Source organism: Cohaesibacter marisflavi, assembly GCF_900115225.1.
GTDB classification, from domain to species: domain Bacteria; phylum Pseudomonadota; class Alphaproteobacteria; order Rhizobiales; family Cohaesibacteraceae; genus Cohaesibacter; species Cohaesibacter marisflavi.
Window position 1 is genome coordinate 163,659 of record NZ_FOVR01000012.1, and the last position, 17,212, is coordinate 180,870.

Below are 17,212 nucleotides of genomic sequence, written 5' to 3' on the forward strand. Positions count from 1 at the left end.
TCCACTAACTATAGGATTGATGAAATGAATTTCAATAGCCCTGTACAGCTTGCCCAACAGCTCCTGGAACTGATTGACCATTCCGATCATATCGTCGCCTTCACCGGGGCAGGCATCAGCACTGAAAGCGGCATCCCCGACTTTCGCTCTCCCAATGGCCTATGGGCTAAGATGGACCCGATCATGTTTGATGATTTCGTTGCAGATGAAGACACGCGTCTAGAAGACTGGCGTAGACGTTTCATCCAAAATGAAGAATTTTTGGCAGCGGAAGCAAATGAGGGTCACAAAGCGCTCGTGCGTCTTGAAAAGCGCGGGAAACTGGACTGCACGATCACCCAGAATATTGATGGACTGCATCAGAGAAGCGGCCAGAATCCGGATAAAGTCATCGAGATTCACGGCAACGGAACCGTCGCCAGTTGCCTTGATTGCGGCGCGGAAATGACCCTGGCAGAAGCAAAACGACACATCGAAGAAACCGGCCACTCTCCTCTATGTCCCCACTGCGGTGGATTGGTCAAAACGTCCATCATCAATTTTGGACAGGCGATGCCGGAAGAAAAAATGATGCGTGCGATGAGACTGTCCGGAGACTGCGATCTCTTTATCGTTCTCGGGTCTTCCTTGGTTGTCTATCCAGCCGCAGGACTCCCGCAAATTGCCAAGCAGCATGGCGCTAAGCTGGTCATAATCAATAGAGATTCAACACCCCTTGACGAACTCGCCGATATGACGTCCCAACAAGAAATAGGCTCAATCATGAAATTGATAGCCTGACGCTATTCTTGAGGAAGTCAGTTACTATTTGATCACTTGCAGGACCATTATTTGGGCAGTTGCCAAAAGCTTGTTCCGGGCAAAGAGTCTCAAACCCCAATCACTTAAAAAGTTAAAAAATTATTGATGCAGTCTCTGGTCAAGATGATATCCTCGTTCCGAGAATCGACCAGTGTATTGAGTCGGGAACGAGGCTACGAATTGCGTTGAGGCAGGGCTATGGGTGTGAAAGTCGTACCAGAGCAGCAACTTTTTGACATTGGCACTGCCGATGATGCGGCATTGGACGTCACGCAAATTGCAGGCAAAATCAAATGGTTTGATGTTGCAAAAGGATTCGGTTTCATTGTGCCGGATGATAACAGCTCGGATATATTGCTCCATGTAACCTGCCTGCGCCGCGACGGATACCGCACTGCATATGAAGGCGCGCGCGTTGTTTGTGAAGTTCTGCAAGGCCCAAAAGGGCTTCAGGCCCTGCGCATCCTTTCCATGGATGAGAGCAGCGCCGTCCATCCATCACAGCTTCCGCCAGCAAACACCCATGTCAAAGTGAACCCCACCAGCGAGTTGGAAAAAGCTTGGGTGAAATGGTTCAACCGGGAAAAAGGCTTTGGCTTTCTGACACAAGGTGAGGGGACCGCTGACATTTTCATTCATATGGAAACGCTGCGCATTTATGGCCTCACCGAATTGCGCCCGCATCAGGAAGTGCTTGTCAGATATGGCCCCAGCCCAAAAGGGAAGATGGCCACTGAAATTCGCCCGTCTACCGGTGCTCACATTCCTTCATCCCATTAGATTGACCTTATTTTCTTTCTTGCCGGCACCAAGTCTTCGGCTTGGTCATTTCATTGCCCATTTCTGAGTCTAAATATAGATCTGTGCCAGCCCTCACAGGATACTCCGTCGGGCGTGGCAGCTTTTTCGTTGCCAGCGCCCTACCTAAGGTAATTTCCAATGCAGATGCGCAAAAGCCAATTTTCACTCCAGTCACTGATCCTGCTTAGTCTGATTGTTTATGCTGGCTTGGCCATTTGGCTCTCGGCACACGCCCACTCAGCTCAGATTCCAGAAACGATACCAGAAGATGAAGTCGGGGCCTTTTTATCGGATGAAACCCATCTCATCATAAAAAGTGGGCAGACAAACCACGCTTTCAAGGTAGAATTGGCGCTTGATGAATCCAGCCGGATGAAAGGGCTTATGTATCGCACAAAGCTTGCGAATAGAAATGGTATGCTCTTCGACTTTGATAAGACCGAACCCGTCTATATGTGGATGAAGAATACCTATATTTCCCTTGATATGATCTTTGTAGAGCCTGACGGTCGCATCCATCATATCGTCAAGGGAACCACGCCACTTTCTGAATCTGTCATCGGATCCGCAGGGCCGGTTCGATATGTTCTTGAAGTTCCGAAAGGAACCGTGGACAAGCTTAATATCAAAGTGGGTGACGAACTGCTTCATCAATTGTTCACACCCAAATTATCAAAATAGACAGAGAGTCATCTTTTGCGCTTGCCCAGGAGGCATGCTGTTGCTATTCAATCGCCATTCCGCTTCGGGCTGGTTTCATGATCAGCCCGATGCTTGGCACGGAGCGTAGCGCAGCCTGGTAGCGCATCTGGTTTGGGACCAGAGGGTCGGAGGTTCGAATCCTCTCGCTCCGACCATTCAATGGGGTTATTCGGCAGACCTGTCAGAAAGGGCACCATGACAAAAGCGAGAATTTTCAAACCCTCGAAAAATGCCATGCAGTCCGGTCAGGCAACAAGTCAGGATTGGCATTTGACCTTTGAACCCGTTTCTGCCCGAAAAATCGACCCTCTGATGGGCCATATGTCTTCAGCGGATACACGCCAGCAGATTAATTTGTCGTTTCCCACCAAAGAAGCCGCAATAGCATATGCTGAACGTGAGAATATCGACTATCTGGTTATGAAACCCAAAGAGCGCAAGAGAAACGTCAAAGCTTACTCTGACAATTTCTCCACCACGCGCGTTGAGGGAAACTGGACCCACTAATCTCAGCAGCACTTCCATGCTGCAGATATACCCAGCAGGGGATACAGTTCCCTTCGCAACAAGATGGCCCCTTAGCTCAGTTGGATAGAGCAGCTGACTTCTAAGGGACTGAAACTTCTTATGTTTCATCGAGTTACAGGGAGTGCCTTGAGACTAGGCACCCCGATTAGCAATGTATCTCATATGGACTTGGTGGCTTCTTCCAAGTCGTCAAATTCCCTCACAAGCTCATCGATATAGCTTTCCAGATAGCTGTGCAAGCAATGGACCGCTGACCGAACTTTCTTCTCATATTCTCCAGGATAGCCATCAAGTAGCACCAATGTGCCAGCTAGTCCCTGAATGTTTTCGACATCATGTCGCAATTTCGAAATCTTTTGCTGAGGCATTTCAGTTCTCTATTTGTTCTTATCTTTGAACAAACTAATGCTTACAATTGTACAGTTCAAGAACGATTGTCCAAGTTGAGTCCCGTGGTTAATTTTCCCTCGACGCAATCTCATAAATCACCATTCTTTTCGATGTAGACGAGAAGCTTTTGGGCGGCGAGGGAAGCCTGTTCCGGTGTTTGGGCCAGATAGTGCTTCAAAATCTTATGGATGTTCTCGACCGAGTGACCGGTAATGGAAGCCATTTGGGGGAGGGTGCAGCCCGCATTGGCGAGCCATGTCACGGCCGTATCGCGCAGATCCTGATCCCTGAACCCTTTGAGACTCGGCATTTTTTCAGCAGCCCTGTCACAGACTTTGCGAAACTCTTTTCGGTATCGATCACCATCGTCGCCCCGATCCCAACAGCAGCGATACTTCTCATCGACCAAAAGAGTCGGGAAGGTTTTGCGGAATTTTTCTCTACGGATCTTGGCTGCAGCAAGGCGTTGTAATAAGGGTCGGATTGCAGGCATCTGAACTATAGCGCCAGTCTTGGACTGCTTGAATGTCAAAACATGATCATCCATTCCTGAGAGCTGAAACAGCAAGCGATCGTTTTGTCGCTGGCCTGAACAGATCCCGAGCATAATTGCATCCCCTACATCGTGGCGCCCCATGGCGTCCGCAGTTGCAATCAGCAGCTTCATCTCATCAACCGTGCCGACGCGCAATCTAGGCTGCGGAGTCGTCATGCGCAGATCACTCCAAGGATTGTTGGTTACAAGTCCCATCTCCTTTTTTGCCCAACGCCATGCAGGGCGCACCGTGCTTATGATCGCCTTGGACATAGAGACACCCTTCTCGGTGCGCAGTTTTTTGTAAATGCCACTGGCAAGCACGTCGGTGACGGAAACGGCCGGAGCCGTCCAAAGCTCTTCATCAAAGTCCTGAAACGCACGAATGTTATAGTCATAGCTCCGCAGCGTCTTGCTGGATGGCTTTCCAGTCTGCATATGCTCGGTCTTGCGCTCCACAAGCCACTTAGCCAATAGCTCGCCAACCGTGATGTAACCCTGCCGGGAAAGGTTGCGTGGTTTCTTCTTTGATGCCTTCTGTTTCAGTTTGGCTTGCTGTCTTTTGACTTCTAGCTCATTCCCAAAGCTTTCCGACCAGGCGATGGTTTGATCGAGGGTTAGCCAAGTTCCATCGGGGTGCTTAAGATCGCACCCCGTAAAGCCCAGAGCGCGTACACTCGGCCCAGGCACGAACCGTGGCCGACCATCTCGCCAAACGACATATGGAATTTTTAGAGTAACTTTTGCCATCGAGGATCCTATGAGTCATATGTTTGGCAAATCTGCGTGACATTTCCCTCATGTTCGTGGGCAAAAAAAAATGGGGCAAGCCGTTAGGCTCGCCCCTTAGGTGTTGCCCATGGTTGCTTTTACGGGCAAGATAGGAGGGCGATGTCACATCGTATGAATTGGAGCTGGCTGTAGCAGTGGTTTGGTCGCTAATGCTACAGGCAGCTTTTTCATTCTGCGGGGGCGCTTTGCTTCTGATTGCCGCCCACGACAGTGGCAGCAAGATCTGCAATCATTTTTCGCTGCTCATTTGTGGCTTGATAGAAGGTGCGCAGAAGGCGACTGCCAAGAGGCGACTGGAAGGCTGTTTCCAATCCGTCATCACCCTTGCTGTTATTCTCGATGTCTTCAAAGAACCAACTGATTGGTTTGTTTAGGGCGTGACTGATTTCCACCAGCTTGGACGCGCTGATACGGTTAGACCCTTTTTCGTATTTCTGGATCTGCTGGAATGTGATGTCGAGATGCTCACCGAGCTTCTCCTGACTTATGCCGGCAATGGACCTGGCCATGCGCACGCGAGCGCCGACATAGGCATCATATTCGTTCGGGGACTTCTTCATTTTGATTTCTCCATTTTGGGAAGAGTGGCATCGAGGTGGAGGCGATAGAAGGTGGCCTTGATCACTTCGGCCAGAATGTCATTGAGATTGACAATTACCTTCGCTTCGCTGGAATGGCGCAGCTCTATTACGCGACCATCCGTCAGCGCCTTCACAGAGCCGCCGCGTTCATCTGTTATGTCGCCTATGGGCTGCATGAGGGAAAAGCGTTTACGGTCATCATCGCCCAACGTCGGGTAAAATGTTACCGGAACGTTGGCAGGAAGGGTGAGTTTCATACTGATACCCCACCATATCTTGCAGCTAGTTCGGCTGGAACATCCGGAATTTCCAGCTCTTCTTCTTCCGGCTCATTGGGCTCACCAATGAGGATCCGGAGCATCAGATCCTGATTGCCGCTTGCCTTGATCCAGGCGATGACAGCCGGTTTGGACCAGCGGTTCATTCCGGGTAGTTTTTTCGGGAAATTTGCCTCTTCAAGCTTTGGCCTAGCACGGTCAAAGCCACTTTCTGTAACATCCAGCAGTGAGACAATCTGCTGACGATTAAGTGTCATAGAATGGGTCTGAATGAGGGTTGGAGTCATCATTTTGTACTCTCAAATGGTAAAATCGAATTCATTGCATTAGCAGGACATGTAACATCACGGTTTACAAAAATCAAGTGAATTAAATACTGACGTTACAAAATAACAAAACCAAAGAGCTACACTTCTAAGGAGAAAAGAGTCTTAATCCAACCAAAAGGAGTTAGAGGTGAGGAAACGCTGCATCCATTTTCTTGCGCTGAGTGCGGGAGCAATTTTAGGGATAAGCCAAACTGAAGCTTTGGAGCTATATCAAGGGCCGGTCTTGGTTTCTCACAATTTAGAAGAATACACGACACCAGCATGTATAATGATGGAACTCGACGCTTCAAACTATATTGAAAATCCTGAAGCGGTTTTCGATCGAACAAAAGATCTTAAAATGCGCGGAGATGTGGAAATGATGGCGAAGGCGGATGTGCCAAAAGGGTATAGACCCAACCGAAGGTGCGTTAATGCTAAAGGATTTGAACACTAAGAATCCCGTCAATTCAACGAGATGTAAACATCGCTTTTAAAACATTAAGGGCTTTCAGTTTCTCTTGATCTGATAGCCCTTTTATAAAATCGGTGAGCGGATCAACATCGTCAGGGTGTTGGGAAATCAAAGCAACAGGTGTTGTGTCCAGCGCTTTAGCTATAGCTTCTAGTGCCAATTGATTATACGGCTGCTTACCCGTTTCAATTCTACCGATACTGACGAATGAAACCGTAGTATCCCCATTTTCATCAAACATCTTTTCCTCAAGCTCTCGCAGAGTTAATCCGCGGTGCTTTCGCCATTGTCTGATAAAGTTGGGTTGAAGCTCTTTTTGATCCATAGCGCAAGCATATTGTAAATTTTGTAACATGGAATAACCCTCTATGTTACATTTTGAATTGAAGAAATTAAACTATGATGTTACAAGTCGATCATGACAAACGATCCACCTCTTCATCCTCTTCAACTCTTTTTAGAAAACGAAGGCATAAGCCAAGCGGAGTTCGCTCGTAACGCCAACGTGTCTCGCATGACTGTTTCTCGCGTTCTTAGAGGTCAACAGAATTTGACCCTGAGAATGATTAAGAGGTTTATTCTTGCTTCGAATTTTCAGCTAAAGGCCTCCGACTTCATTGATGCTCCCTCTAGAAACATGGAGCTAACAGAATGAAGTATCCTCTCTTCATCAAACGCAGATCCACACTACAAGACCCCTTGTTATGCGCACGTGACGCCATCTTGCGCGACAGGCTGGCGGATTTTCTGCGGAAGCAACATCCAACCAACACCGCTAAAGAAGTGGGCAGGAAAGCCAAACTGCCACCACGCACGGTCGAGCGCTGGCTGGCAGGGCTTTCTTCTCCACGCCTTGAGCACTTTATACGGCTTCTACACGCCTATGGGCCCGCACTGCTGAAAGCGGCGATGGATGATGACTGCATTCGCACAATGAAACGCAATGGCGGGTTTGATTGGGTGGACCGGCTGCGAGCGGCCGAAGATCAGCAGAAAGCGGAAGCTGATCTTGAGCGAGTACAGCGGGCACTTAACGCTTTGCGTTCTGCGCGGCCATCAGAGCGGCGGGAGGACTAGTCCATGAGAGGCAGCGGAAGACGCCGAGAAAACAGCAAGACTTTGCAAAAAGCCAAAAAGACATGTCTTTTGTCAACCGAGAGTGCACAGGGTGCATCTTTTGATGTGTTTGTGCACAAGATGGACAAAATTTCTTCTGCCTGTGCGGATCAGAATTTTTCAATCGCAGAAATCTGTGTCTTAGCCAATGTCCGAGTGCGCCAATGGTATCGCTGGCGGGCAGGGCAGGCAATTCCGCGTCCTTCCAGCCTGCGGCGCATGGAGCGGGCCATTGCCCAGAAAGCGCACGAAGCAAAACGCGCAGCTCTCTATGACAGGGCTCTCTCGACAACAGCCTATCGAATGCTGCTGGCTAGACTGGCCGATGTGGCCGGATTGAATGTTGCGCTTGTGCTGGCCGATAATCCTCAAGCCCAAGACAAACAGAGCCCCGCACGCGCAGCTGCGAGCCGTTGCCGCCAACGGGCGCTCTATCTCATCGTGACTGAACTCAATGTGCCGCTTGTGATGGCAGCAGGTGTTGCCGGTATTTCGAAGCAGGCCGTTTCCAAAAGCCTTCGCCAGATCGAAGAGAGCAGGGATGATCCTGCAATCGATCATCTGCTGGATGAAATGGCAGGGGAGATCCATGGAGGCGCACATGGCTAGTCGACTGCAAGAGGTGAAGGCAGCGCTTCAGGATGATGTGTTGCGACTGGTGAAAGAGCTGGTCCCTGACGGAAAGGCCACGGGCAATAACTACACCGCGAAAAGCCCTGTGCGGCATGACCGGCGGGCAGGGAGCTTTGTTGTCTGGATTGGCGGCAACGCCAAAGGCGCTTTCAAGGACTATGCGGATGATGACGTGAAAGGCGACATCTTCGGGTTGATCTGTCTTTGCAAGGGGTTGGACAAGAAGGAAGCGCTCGCCTGGGCCGAAGACTGGCTTGGCTGGAAGACCATGAGCAAAGCCGAGAAGGCAAAGTTCATGCGTGAGGTCAAAAAGCGAGAGGCTCGCCAGAAAGAAGAAGATCTGGCGTTTCAGCGGCGGATGGTGGACAGGGCGCGGCGGACCTGGTCCACCACCGTTCCTATCACCGGCACCGTGGGGGAAGAGTATTTTCGATATCGTGGCGTACCGCTTGATCAGATCCGAAACCGTGTCGGCTTCTGTCGCTTTCTACCGGAGTGCGAATATTGGTATGAGGCCGAATATCGCTATGAGGGCAAGAAGAAAATCAAGGTGAAATGGGGCCGCAAGTTTCCCGCCATCGTTTCTGCCATGCGCAGCATTGATGGGCAATTGCAGGCCTTGCATTACACCTTTCTGGCTCCGGACGGACGCGGCAAAGCGCCGGTTGCTGACCAAAGCAAGGCGAAGCTGATGTATCCGCGCACCACTGGTGCGGCCATCTGGCTGACACGAGGCAAGGGCAACATGGACGCCAAGACCATGGCGGACAAGGGGATGGTTTGCCCTGTGATCGTTGGAGAAGGCATCGAGGACGGATTGTCAGCTGCGCTGGCTGTTCCAGAAGCGCGGGTGTTGGCGGCGGGATCTTTGCCGAACCTGCTGCACCTGCCACTGCATAATTGTTTTGGCTCGGTGCTGCTGCTCAAAGACAACGACTGGAACAAGCCTCTGGCGCAGGAGCTATTCAACAAAGCTATGGATCGCATCAAACGTCATGGCCTGCCGGTGGCATCTGTTAGCTCTTCATCGGGCAAGGATTTTAATGACTTGTTGAGGGGGGAGTGATGATGGCTACAGGAATAAATATGGAAAATGCAAATACAATTAGGGGAAGAATTTTTTTTCTATGTGAGGCGGGATTTTATTTTTCTTATCTCGTTGTTGTTCCGAATTTGTGCTCTTGCGAGGTCGCTTTGGACTTCTCGATAAATAGTTTCGAGACTGTTCATGTCATCGCGAATACTTCTGCCAAATTTTCTTTCATATTCCATATCAAATCCTTGAGTTACAACCGACAAAATAATTCTTTGCAACTCGGCCCGGCTTTCGGGGTCGTTAAGATCAAATACAGAAAACCAATTTCTTATATTTTCTCCAAATGTTTTGAAATACATTTCAAAATATTTATTGATATCATCAATATAACCGGCTGCGTTTTTCATCCCGTCAGGCCCGATGGCTTCAATAATTTCTGCATCAATTCGATAAACGGAGTTATTGAGACATTCATACGCCTCGATAAATGCTTCCACTCGATGGTGGATTTTTGTGCCATCTGCAGTGCAGATAGCAGAAATATAACGGAAAGAATTACTTGCAGAATAAACGTCATTTATCGCATAGTGTACAACCTTTATATATTTTGCAATAAGTCTATTGCTCTCTTCATAGTGATTAAGCCTCTGAAGATTGTTCTGCTCCATTATTTGTTTGTATTGCTTTCTGAGCCATCTTGTCGTCCATGCAGCAGCGATAAGAGCGCCTATAGCAGCCGCCCAACCACTATTTGCTCCCCAAACGTCCCAAAAAGTTTTTGCACCAAGCCACCAGTAGAAAAAAGTGGCCATGCACACGACGACCAAACCGCCTACCGCGCCGCTAGCAAAACAACTCCAACACCATCTCTCTCTAATCCATCTCATACAACCAATATGCGCAGATTCTCTTTTGCTCGCCAATTAGGGAGGGCAGCGTAATGCCCAGAAACCTGTTTCAGGAAGCGCTTGCCAGCGCCAAGGCCAGAGGCTGCACACCCGATAAATGGGTGGTGAATAGCCATGTCGTGACCGCGCTGGTCGAGAACCGGCGCAATTCTTCCGTCAACTACATTGATGTCATCAACATCAAGGAGCAGACCATGGAGATCCTCGGTTTGCCGGTGCGCATGAGCACGAAAATAGATCCGATGGTGGTGATGTTGGTCGAAGGCAATCGCGGCTTGAGCAGCTTCACCATTCCCCTTGTCATCGATCTGACCGAATTGGGTCCGATCGGCTGAACCGCAGCATTGGCCCGTCGCAACATCAAGGAAGCAACCATGTCAGATGAAGAAACCATTCAGCCCATCTTGGATGTCGATGTCCTGAAAGTCGCTATGGCCGTGGGGCATGTGGCGGCGTTGGCGCTGGTCACGCAAATGCGGGAAGGCGCGCAGAGTGAGCTAGAGCTTTATTATCGTCTGTTCGAGCCATTGGAAGAGGGCAGGCAGACAGAAGACGATCTTGCCATTCTGGCGCAGTATGTTTGTGATCGGCCGGAGAATGTGACCGGTGAGCAGCTCTTCCGGAAGGCAGCCGAGCTGGCCCTGCACAAGGCGGATCCGGACAGCTATTTCGAGCAATCGCTTGATGTGCGTGAAGCCTATCGGCTCTTTGCGAAATCGTGTCGGCTGGTTTTCATTGATCTGGAAATCTGGCAGCGGGAAGAAAAGAGCAAGCAGGCAAAAGCCGCTCAGAAACGCAAGCCGATCCCCCATGATGACCAGACCTTCGCCCCCGATGACAAGCCGCTGGATAAAGACCCAGTGCGCGATGCTGCATTCAAAGCCATTGCCAGCATGCCTAAAACCAAAGGCCCGATAGCACCAGAGCAACCAGAAGAAACGCAAACTGCATCAGACCCCAAGTTTGATGATGAAACGCCATTCTTCTCCATCGGGGAACGACCAGTGGCACATCAGGGCAAGTCGCAACGCGGCGGCGCACGGACTAGCAAGTAAACCAAGGAAAGAAGGTGCGCTGTGTCGGCATCAGGCGTTCAACAAATTCGGGATGCGGTTATGCCTGCCCTCAGGGAAGTGACGCGGGAGCAGGAGCAGCGCAAGAAAGAGCCGCCCATACCCAAAGAGAAGGATGGCTTTAGCCGCGGTGACGCTTCGCCTGGGGAATGGGAACCGGATGCAGCTGGTTTGCCGCCGGATTGCCCAGTGCAGCCGTTGGGCATGGATGGAGATATCATCTATCTGGTCGACGCCATGGGACAGCTGGCAGCAGTCAGCCCTTCAAGCTTCGGGCAAGCCTTTATCCAGCGCCTGTTCGGGCGTCATATCGGCTATGCCTATTGGGCCTGGCCGCAATATGGCAAGGGAGACAACTACCCCACCGGCTTCAAAGCAGAAAAGCTACGCGAGACCTTCTATGCTGCAGCGTCTATCAAAGGGCTCTGGAATGCCGTGGAGAAGGTGCGCGGGCTCGGAGCCTGGCGCGGAGACGATGGTGAACTGATCGTCCATTGCGGCGACAGCCTCTGGATCAATGGCAAGCGGATCAAGACAGGGGAAGAGGGGCGCTATTTCTACCCCAAGCGCCCTTCCATTCATGGGCCATGGGAAGAGTCCGTCTCCTTTGAAGACAATCCGGCAAGGGATCTGTTCCGCCTTCTGAAGACCTGGAACTGGAAGCGGCCAGAGGTCGATCCTTTGCTGTTTCTGGGGTCCATGGGAGTCGGCATGCTTGGTGGCGCGCTGGAATGGCGGCCGTCTGTTTTTCTGATTGGTGACAAGGCCGTGGGCAAATCCACCTTGCAGAAGATTTACAAGGCTGTAATGGGCGATGGGCTCGTTTCCTCAACGGACACGACACCGGCTGGTATCTATCAGCGTGTTGGCAATGGCTCGTTGCCCGTCGCCATCGATGAGCTGGAAAGCGAAGATGACAACCGGCGCGTGACGGCCGTGGTCAAACTGGCACGCCTTGCGGCCAGTGGCGGCTTGATGTTGCGGGGAGGGCAGGACCACACCGGCGTCGAGTTTCAGGCGCGATCAGCCTTTCTCTTTTCCGCCATCAATCCGCCGCCGCTCGCTCCGCAGGATCTTTCGCGTATGGCCGTGATATCCATCGACAAACTCGATCCGGATGCCGTGACCGAATTGCCGGATCTGGACCCGAATACGGGGCCGAAGCTATTGCGCCGTCTTAGCGATCAATGGGGCTTGTTTGATGGCACCTGGCAAGCCTATCGCGAAGTCTTGCGGGATGGTGGCCATGACAGTCGCGGGCAGGACACCTACGGCACCTTCCTTGCTTGCGCTCATTTGCTGTTGGGCGATGAAGGCATGGAAGAAGCTGGCTATCGGGCGGATGATCTATCCGGTTGGGCTGATACGCTCAATGCGCAAGGGCTTGCCGAGAAGGAGGCTGCTGAAGAAAACTGGAAAGCCTGCCTAGAACATCTGCTGACCAGTCGTGTCGATGCCTGGCGCGGCGGCATGCAGCACACGATTGGCGCGTTGGTTGAAGGCTATCAGGATAGCGGCAACAGCTACCTCGATGTCGCCAAGACGCGAGAGCTGTTGGCTCAGGTGGATATCGGCTTGTTACCGAAGGGCCAGAACAAGATCGATGCCGCTAGTGATTTTCTTGCGATCCCCAACAAGGGGCCAAACCTGACAAGTCTGTTTGATGGTATGCCCTGGGGCAATGGTGTCTGGACCTATGCGTTGCGTCAGGGGCCGCTGGACATTGTAGAATACCGAAAGGAATTCAACAAGGTGAAGATAGGCGGTGTCTCCCGACGCGTAACGCTGGTCAATCTGACAGCCTTTGCAGACTATGCAGAGAAGGTGGGGTGATGTCAGACCAGATCGTCCACATCAACACCAAGGATATCGGCAAGGGCTTTGATCGTGTCGATGGATCCTTTGCGCTTGCCGCTCTCAATCTGGGAGATCATCTCCTGCTTGACCCCAACAGAGTCGGCCAGCTGCCTTTGAGTGATTCCGCGATACTTGCGATAGACCTTGACGGGGTTCTCTCCATTCAGCAGATCATCAACCAAGCTGGAGGGGAAATACTCTCCGTCTTCGGCCTTGGCTTTGTCGTAAAGCTCTTCATCAGACAAGGTGATGTCAGCTGCGCTCGGGTCCAGGGCCAGATAGTCTTCCCAGCTCAACTCCACCTTGGAAGGGCGACCGGCTTCGTCATAGATGATGTTTGGAACTGCCATGCTTCACTCCTAGCGCTTGTACACATCGCCTCTGGGGCCAATCTTTTCGATGGAAAGGATACGGATTTCATCGTCCCTGTCATACAGAACACGATAATCCCCGACCCGCAGTCTAAATCCATCTCTCCCGGACAGGGGCTTGACGTTCATGTCTGTTCTATCCGGATCTTCGGCCAGCTTCATGATGGCGCTATGAATGCTCTTGGCCCTCTTGGGCTGTACGCGCTTCAATGCCTTCATTGCCTGCGACTTATAGGCGACTTTGTACATGCGATCTGTGCTTCCTTGATACGTCACAAATATAACTATGAGTTATTTTTGTGTCAAGGCACGTCCCTGAAGAGTATTCCCCAACCCTTTGCCAGGCGAAATATCACCCGACGAAAGCGTGTGTCTTTAACTGGTTAGCCCCGACCCATTACCAATGAAAGGAAACTCCAAGGCGTAGGCCTCAATCACATTTGCCACTCAACCCCGACCCTTTCCTGTCTAAGACAGACCGCGTCCTGTCACGCCTTTTGCAAGGGCAAAAGCCCTGCCAGTCCAAGCGGACAGTTGACCAGGTGTGATCGGCGCTAGGCTCAAATAGCTGTGGGTGTGTTCCCGTTCATGACGGGTCCGGGGACACCACAGGGGACACTGGGGACACCTCAGTGACACCTAGTGTCCCCAATATTTCAAAGTCAAAACAGAGGCTTAAAGCGTGGGTTCCACTGGGGACACCAAATGAGCCTCACGTTACGCGCACGCGCACGCGTATAGGGAAATAGGTGTCCCTAGTGGAACTAGTGGAACTATAGAGATAAGCAATTGGTTTCATTGAGCTTTTACGGGGACACTTGAGGGGACACCAGTGACATTTGGTGTCCCCGAGCCTTTGCATCCAGTCGCCATGCAATCTGCTCGTTTGAATAAAATATCGAGGTTTATCAGATAGATGACAGATAAAACAGAGCAAATGGATCTGCTTCAAACCAGCGAAAAAGAGGGGTGTGAGGGCACGCCGATGGCGGTTTTCCCTGCGCCACGGATGGAAAAGCGTGGCCCAGGCAGGCCAAAAGGTGCGACAAACCGCAAAACGCAAGCAATTGAGAAACTCTATCGGGCAAAAGGACTGCGAGATCCGCTCCTGGCACAAGGCGAGATCGCTTCAGCACATCCGCTGGACCTTCATAAGCAAATCGTTGTGATGCAGGCTCATGCCCAAGGGATCAAAGCAGACAAGGCAATGGATGCCTATCGAGCCGGTACTCTGTTCGGTGTGCCGTCGATTGCCGAGGTTATGGCCTTGCAGACAAAGGTGCAGGACCAGCTGACGCCATACCTGTACGGCAAGAAGCCACAGCAGAGCGAAGAAGAGAATGATCGCCTGCCAATGCTATTCATTGACCTGGGCGATGACAGTCAGAGTGAGACCAATCAGGCTTCAGAAGGCTTGCTTTCTATTGGTCATGGCATCGAGGACCAAAGTCAACAAAATCAATCACTTAGCAAGAGCGACAATCAAGCGTCTCATGACAAGGTGTCTCATGAAGCAGCCAAGCCACTGAAAGACAAGGGAGAATAGCCAATGTTGCAGCTGATAGATTATCAGAAGGACAGGCATGGCATAACAGGGGGACCGGCATGTTTTGAGTGGAGCGGGCTTGGAGAAATTTGTCTCGCTTCGGTTCTGCTCGCTCTTCCTCTCCCCATCACCAAGGGCAGGATTTCGCGCAGGGCCTCCCCCGAAGCACCCCCCAGCCCCCCATATAGGGGTGTGACGCGACACACCGATGAAGATTTTCATCGAGAAAAGCCAGCCAAGGGCGCGTTCTCGTGGTCTCCGGCCAAGGGTCGGGGGAAAAACACTATGGCTGATTTACAGTGGGGGTGAGGGGAATGAGCTATCAATTTCCGGGAAAAGACGAGACGGGTCTTATCGCTCCTGAGAATACCGATATTCGTGCTTTGGTGCAAGCCTATGAGAAGGATGAGGACTTCGATCCCTATCATTTTAAACCGGCTGGGACTATCTCGCGCTCGTTCATTGCCGGCAAGGAAATGAGCCGATTCATCATGGGGCCGGTAGGGGGAGGCAAAACGGTATCCTGTGTCTTAGCCCGTATTGTGGCCGCAACCCAGATGCCGCCCTGCAAGGATGGATGGATCCGAGACCGGTTCGTGGTGGTCCGCACATCTTTCCGCGATGCCGAGCGCACCGTGCTGAATTCGTGGAAGCAGTGGTTCCCGCGCACCTATCCCGGTTCAAGCTGGTCTGGCGGCAATGATCGTCCGGCAACCCACATCTTGCGCTGGCGTTTGCCTTGCGGGTTGAAGGTGGAAGCGGAAACGATCTTTTTGGGGATTGGCGATCAGTCAATTGAAGATATCTTGCGCGGGCTGGAAATCTCTGGTGGCTGGATGAACGAAGCCGATACGCTGGCTGCTAACGTACTTCGCTATATCGAGCAACGCACGGGCCGCTATCCTAAAAAAGAAGATCTGGCCGATCCTGACGCTAAACGCATGCGAACCGTGCTTGGCGACTATAACGCGCCTGATATGGACAACTGGACCTATGAGCAGTTGGTTGAAAATCCGGCACCACACAGGAAGCTATATCGACAGCCTTCCGGACGGTCTCCCAATGCCGAGAACCTTTCCCGATTGGAGCCGGATTATTACCAGAAGATCATCGAGGCTGAACCGGACTGGTATGTGCGCCGCTTTGTCGACAACCAGTATGGCTATAGCCGTGAAGGCCTGCCGGTCTACCGATCTTTTGATCAGGACCGTCACATCGCGGCCAGAAAACTTGATCCGGTAGAAGGTCTGCCGTTGTTGATCGGCATGGACGCTGCCTTGCATCCAGCTGCGATCTTTGGACAGCCAATGCCGAATGGCCAGATCCGCATCACCGATGAGTTGGTTCCGGGCGCAGGTGTGGGCGCGGCTCGCTTCGCTGAAATGGTTCTTGATCTGCTGGACCGGCGCTATCAGATGGTGACCGATATTCGCGCCTGGGCCGATCCGGCGAGCCAATATGGCGCAGACAGGGAAGGCGGCGAGCAGGCTTGGCTCGACACCATGCAGGTGGAATTGAAGATGCCGATCCTCATTCCGGCCAATGGCTCCAACGAACTGGGACTTCGTCTTGGTGCGGTTGAAAAGGAACTTACGCATTTCATCGACGGGGAAACCCCGCGCCTTCTGGTTTCGCCCCATTGCAAGCTTTTGAACCGAGGCTTCATGTCCGGCTATCGCTTCAAGAAGCTTTCTGGCGGTTCAGAGCAATTCTCATTGCAGCCGGAAAAGAACGACTATTCTCACCCCCACGATAGTTTGCAGTATCTGGTCCTGGGGTATCGTGGGCGTCCCGCTGTTGTGGGGCAATCGCAGCGACAGAGGCGAGCATCAGCCCCCAAGGCCGCGTCCGCTTCCAGACGGAATTTTGATCCGCACCGCTATGCCTGAGATCCACCATCCATCCAGCCTCTATGACCTTGCCTGTGTAGCAGGTCAACGCCCGATGATCGTCTGGCAGTGTCTGAAGGCGCAACGCGCTGTATCGGAGACGTGGGCGCTTTCTGACGATAATGGTGAAGCAGTTATTGTGACCGGTCTTTGGCTGAGAAGCGATGGTGTTGCCGAAGCATGGTTTTTGGCACGCCCGGAGGCTGCGAAATACCTTCGACGGATCGTCCGGCATATTCGGTTGACCTTGGCACGCTCCCCCTATGCTGAAATCGAAGTCAGGATCACCACACGGGCCGGTGCGCATATTGCGTTGCTTTGTGGGTTCACTCTGGCAGAAATCACTTCTGGCATGGAGATTTGGCGATATGGGCGGATTGTTGGGCGGCGGGGGAGACAACGGCGCAGTGGCTTTGCAGAGAAAAGTTGCAGAGCAAAACCAAAGGAAACAGTTGGCCGCACTCGCCAAAACGGCGGCAGAAACCGATCAGGCGACAGCCAAGGCCAAGGGCGGCGGTCGACGCGCTGGCGGCAACAAACTGCTGACCTATATCGGCGCGTCCGATGGTCAATCCACGCTCGGATAAGGCGC

24 protein-coding genes and 1 tRNA gene are annotated in these 17,212 nt (G+C 51.9%); 16 read left to right on the forward strand and 9 right to left on the reverse strand.

The genetic code is table 11. From position 1 onward, the window contains the following. The first annotated feature begins 24 nt into the window (after positions 1 to 24). The 5 genes from BM258_RS19010 (at position 25) to BM258_RS19030 (ending at position 2,811) form a co-directional block, all read left to right on the forward strand. A complete protein-coding gene (locus tag BM258_RS19010) occupies positions 25 to 780 on the forward strand; it encodes an SIR2 family NAD-dependent protein deacylase (RefSeq protein WP_090074813.1) in 756 nt (251 codons plus the stop codon). Positions 781 to 999: 219 nt separating this feature from the next. After that, positions 1,000 to 1,581: a cold-shock protein gene (locus BM258_RS19015; RefSeq protein WP_090074814.1), complete on the forward strand. Its 582-nt coding sequence runs from the start codon at positions 1,000 to 1,002 to the stop codon at positions 1,579 to 1,581. Between the two features lie 159 nt (positions 1,582 to 1,740). Continuing rightward, positions 1,741 to 2,283, forward strand: a complete 543-nt coding sequence (locus BM258_RS19020) for a DUF192 domain-containing protein (RefSeq protein ID WP_090074815.1) — start codon at positions 1,741 to 1,743, stop codon at positions 2,281 to 2,283. 99 nt (positions 2,284 to 2,382) lie between these two features. Next, positions 2,383 to 2,459 (forward strand) — tRNA-Pro (locus BM258_RS19025). Between the two features lie 40 nt (positions 2,460 to 2,499). Next, positions 2,500 to 2,811 (forward strand): ETC complex I subunit, encoded by a 312-nt coding sequence (locus tag BM258_RS19030; protein ID WP_175528164.1) that lies wholly within the window; start codon positions 2,500 to 2,502, stop codon positions 2,809 to 2,811. A gap of 179 nt (positions 2,812 to 2,990) precedes the next feature. Here the strand turns inward: BM258_RS19030 and BM258_RS19035 are convergent, their stop codons facing one another. From BM258_RS19035 to BM258_RS19055, 5 genes are all read right to left on the reverse strand, one after another. Continuing rightward, positions 2,991 to 3,200 carry a hypothetical protein gene (locus BM258_RS19035; protein WP_090074817.1) on the reverse strand — a complete coding sequence of 70 codons (210 nt, stop codon included), beginning with the start codon at positions 3,198 to 3,200 and terminating at the stop codon, positions 2,991 to 2,993. A gap of 110 nt (positions 3,201 to 3,310) precedes the next feature. Continuing rightward, on the reverse strand, positions 3,311 to 4,507 hold the full coding sequence (locus BM258_RS19040) for a tyrosine-type recombinase/integrase (RefSeq protein ID WP_090074818.1): 1,197 nt from the start codon (positions 4,505 to 4,507) through the stop codon (positions 3,311 to 3,313). 209 nt (positions 4,508 to 4,716) lie between these two features. Next, complete coding sequence (locus BM258_RS19045; RefSeq protein ID WP_090074819.1) at positions 4,717 to 5,109, reverse strand: helix-turn-helix domain-containing protein; 393 nt, start codon at positions 5,107 to 5,109, stop codon at positions 4,717 to 4,719. After that, positions 5,106 to 5,387, reverse strand: coding sequence for a hypothetical protein (locus BM258_RS19050; RefSeq protein ID WP_090074820.1), 282 nt, complete (start codon positions 5,385 to 5,387; stop codon positions 5,106 to 5,108). The genes BM258_RS19045 and BM258_RS19050 overlap by 4 nt, the downstream gene beginning before the upstream one ends. After that, a complete protein-coding gene (locus BM258_RS19055) occupies positions 5,384 to 5,698 on the reverse strand; it encodes a hypothetical protein (RefSeq protein ID WP_090074821.1) in 315 nt (104 codons plus the stop codon). The genes BM258_RS19050 and BM258_RS19055 overlap by 4 nt, the downstream gene beginning before the upstream one ends. Positions 5,699 to 5,864: 166 nt before the next feature. On the opposite strand from BM258_RS19055, the gene BM258_RS24315 reads away from it, so the two are divergent. Further along, entirely contained in the window at positions 5,865 to 6,173 is a 309-nt protein-coding gene (locus BM258_RS24315; protein WP_139229322.1) for a hypothetical protein, read from the forward strand. Positions 6,174 to 6,186: 13 nt separating this feature from the next. On the opposite strand, the gene BM258_RS19060 is transcribed toward BM258_RS24315, so the two are convergent. Then, positions 6,187 to 6,546 carry a helix-turn-helix domain-containing protein gene (locus tag BM258_RS19060; protein WP_090074822.1) on the reverse strand — a complete coding sequence of 120 codons (360 nt, stop codon included), beginning with the start codon at positions 6,544 to 6,546 and terminating at the stop codon, positions 6,187 to 6,189. Positions 6,547 to 6,609: 63 nt separating this feature from the next. Here BM258_RS19060 and BM258_RS25110 point away from each other — a divergent pair, with 63 nt between their 5' ends. From BM258_RS25110 to BM258_RS19080, 4 genes are all read left to right on the forward strand, one after another. Beyond that, the gene (locus tag BM258_RS25110) at positions 6,610 to 6,846 is read left to right on the forward strand and encodes a helix-turn-helix transcriptional regulator (RefSeq protein ID WP_090074823.1); all 237 of its coding nucleotides are present in this window, start codon (positions 6,610 to 6,612) and stop codon (positions 6,844 to 6,846) included. After that, complete coding sequence (locus tag BM258_RS19070) at positions 6,843 to 7,268, forward strand: hypothetical protein (RefSeq protein ID WP_090074824.1); 426 nt, start codon at positions 6,843 to 6,845, stop codon at positions 7,266 to 7,268. Before BM258_RS25110 ends, BM258_RS19070 begins: the two co-directional genes overlap by 4 nt. Before the next feature lie 120 nt (positions 7,269 to 7,388). Next, positions 7,389 to 7,916 carry a hypothetical protein gene (locus BM258_RS19075; RefSeq protein WP_139229323.1) on the forward strand — a complete coding sequence of 176 codons (528 nt, stop codon included), beginning with the start codon at positions 7,389 to 7,391 and terminating at the stop codon, positions 7,914 to 7,916. Next, positions 7,909 to 9,006, forward strand: a complete 1,098-nt coding sequence (locus BM258_RS19080; protein WP_175528165.1) for a DUF7146 domain-containing protein — start codon at positions 7,909 to 7,911, stop codon at positions 9,004 to 9,006. Before BM258_RS19075 ends, BM258_RS19080 begins: the two co-directional genes overlap by 8 nt. Before the next feature lie 59 nt (positions 9,007 to 9,065). Here BM258_RS19080 and BM258_RS19085 read toward each other — a convergent pair whose 3' ends face one another. After that, complete coding sequence (locus tag BM258_RS19085; RefSeq protein ID WP_139229324.1) at positions 9,066 to 9,788, reverse strand: hypothetical protein; 723 nt, start codon at positions 9,786 to 9,788, stop codon at positions 9,066 to 9,068. Between the two features lie 128 nt (positions 9,789 to 9,916). Between BM258_RS19085 and BM258_RS19090 the strand changes: the two genes are divergently transcribed. Genes BM258_RS19090 through BM258_RS19100 form a run of 3 tightly spaced genes read left to right on the forward strand, consistent with a single transcriptional unit; the run spans position 9,917 to position 12,790 of the window. Continuing rightward, a complete protein-coding gene (locus tag BM258_RS19090; protein ID WP_090074828.1) occupies positions 9,917 to 10,219 on the forward strand; it encodes a hypothetical protein in 303 nt (100 codons plus the stop codon). A 39-nt stretch (positions 10,220 to 10,258) separates the two neighbouring features. Further along, positions 10,259 to 10,939 carry a hypothetical protein gene (locus tag BM258_RS19095; RefSeq protein ID WP_090074829.1) on the forward strand — a complete coding sequence of 227 codons (681 nt, stop codon included), beginning with the start codon at positions 10,259 to 10,261 and terminating at the stop codon, positions 10,937 to 10,939. Between the two features lie 60 nt (positions 10,940 to 10,999). Next, a complete protein-coding gene (locus BM258_RS19100; RefSeq protein WP_090074830.1) occupies positions 11,000 to 12,790 on the forward strand; it encodes a hypothetical protein in 1,791 nt (596 codons plus the stop codon). A 2-nt stretch (positions 12,791 to 12,792) separates the two neighbouring features. On the opposite strand, the gene BM258_RS19105 is transcribed toward BM258_RS19100, so the two are convergent. Continuing rightward, entirely contained in the window at positions 12,793 to 13,164 is a 372-nt protein-coding gene (locus BM258_RS19105; protein WP_090074831.1) for a helix-turn-helix transcriptional regulator, read from the reverse strand. Positions 13,165 to 13,173: 9 nt separating this feature from the next. After that, entirely contained in the window at positions 13,174 to 13,434 is a 261-nt protein-coding gene (locus BM258_RS19110; protein ID WP_090074832.1) for a type II toxin-antitoxin system RelE family toxin, read from the reverse strand. A 667-nt stretch (positions 13,435 to 14,101) separates the two neighbouring features. On the opposite strand from BM258_RS19110, the gene BM258_RS19115 reads away from it, so the two are divergent. The 3 genes from BM258_RS19115 (at position 14,102) to BM258_RS19130 (ending at position 17,207) form a co-directional block, all read left to right on the forward strand. Further along, on the forward strand, positions 14,102 to 14,731 hold the full coding sequence (locus tag BM258_RS19115) for a hypothetical protein (protein ID WP_090074833.1): 630 nt from the start codon (positions 14,102 to 14,104) through the stop codon (positions 14,729 to 14,731). Between the two features lie 314 nt (positions 14,732 to 15,045). Beyond that, complete coding sequence (locus tag BM258_RS19125; RefSeq protein ID WP_090074835.1) at positions 15,046 to 16,620, forward strand: hypothetical protein; 1,575 nt, start codon at positions 15,046 to 15,048, stop codon at positions 16,618 to 16,620. Between the two features lie 368 nt (positions 16,621 to 16,988). Then, positions 16,989 to 17,207 (forward strand): hypothetical protein, encoded by a 219-nt coding sequence (locus BM258_RS19130; RefSeq protein ID WP_090074836.1) that lies wholly within the window; start codon positions 16,989 to 16,991, stop codon positions 17,205 to 17,207. Positions 17,208 to 17,212: the final 5 nt, after the last annotated feature.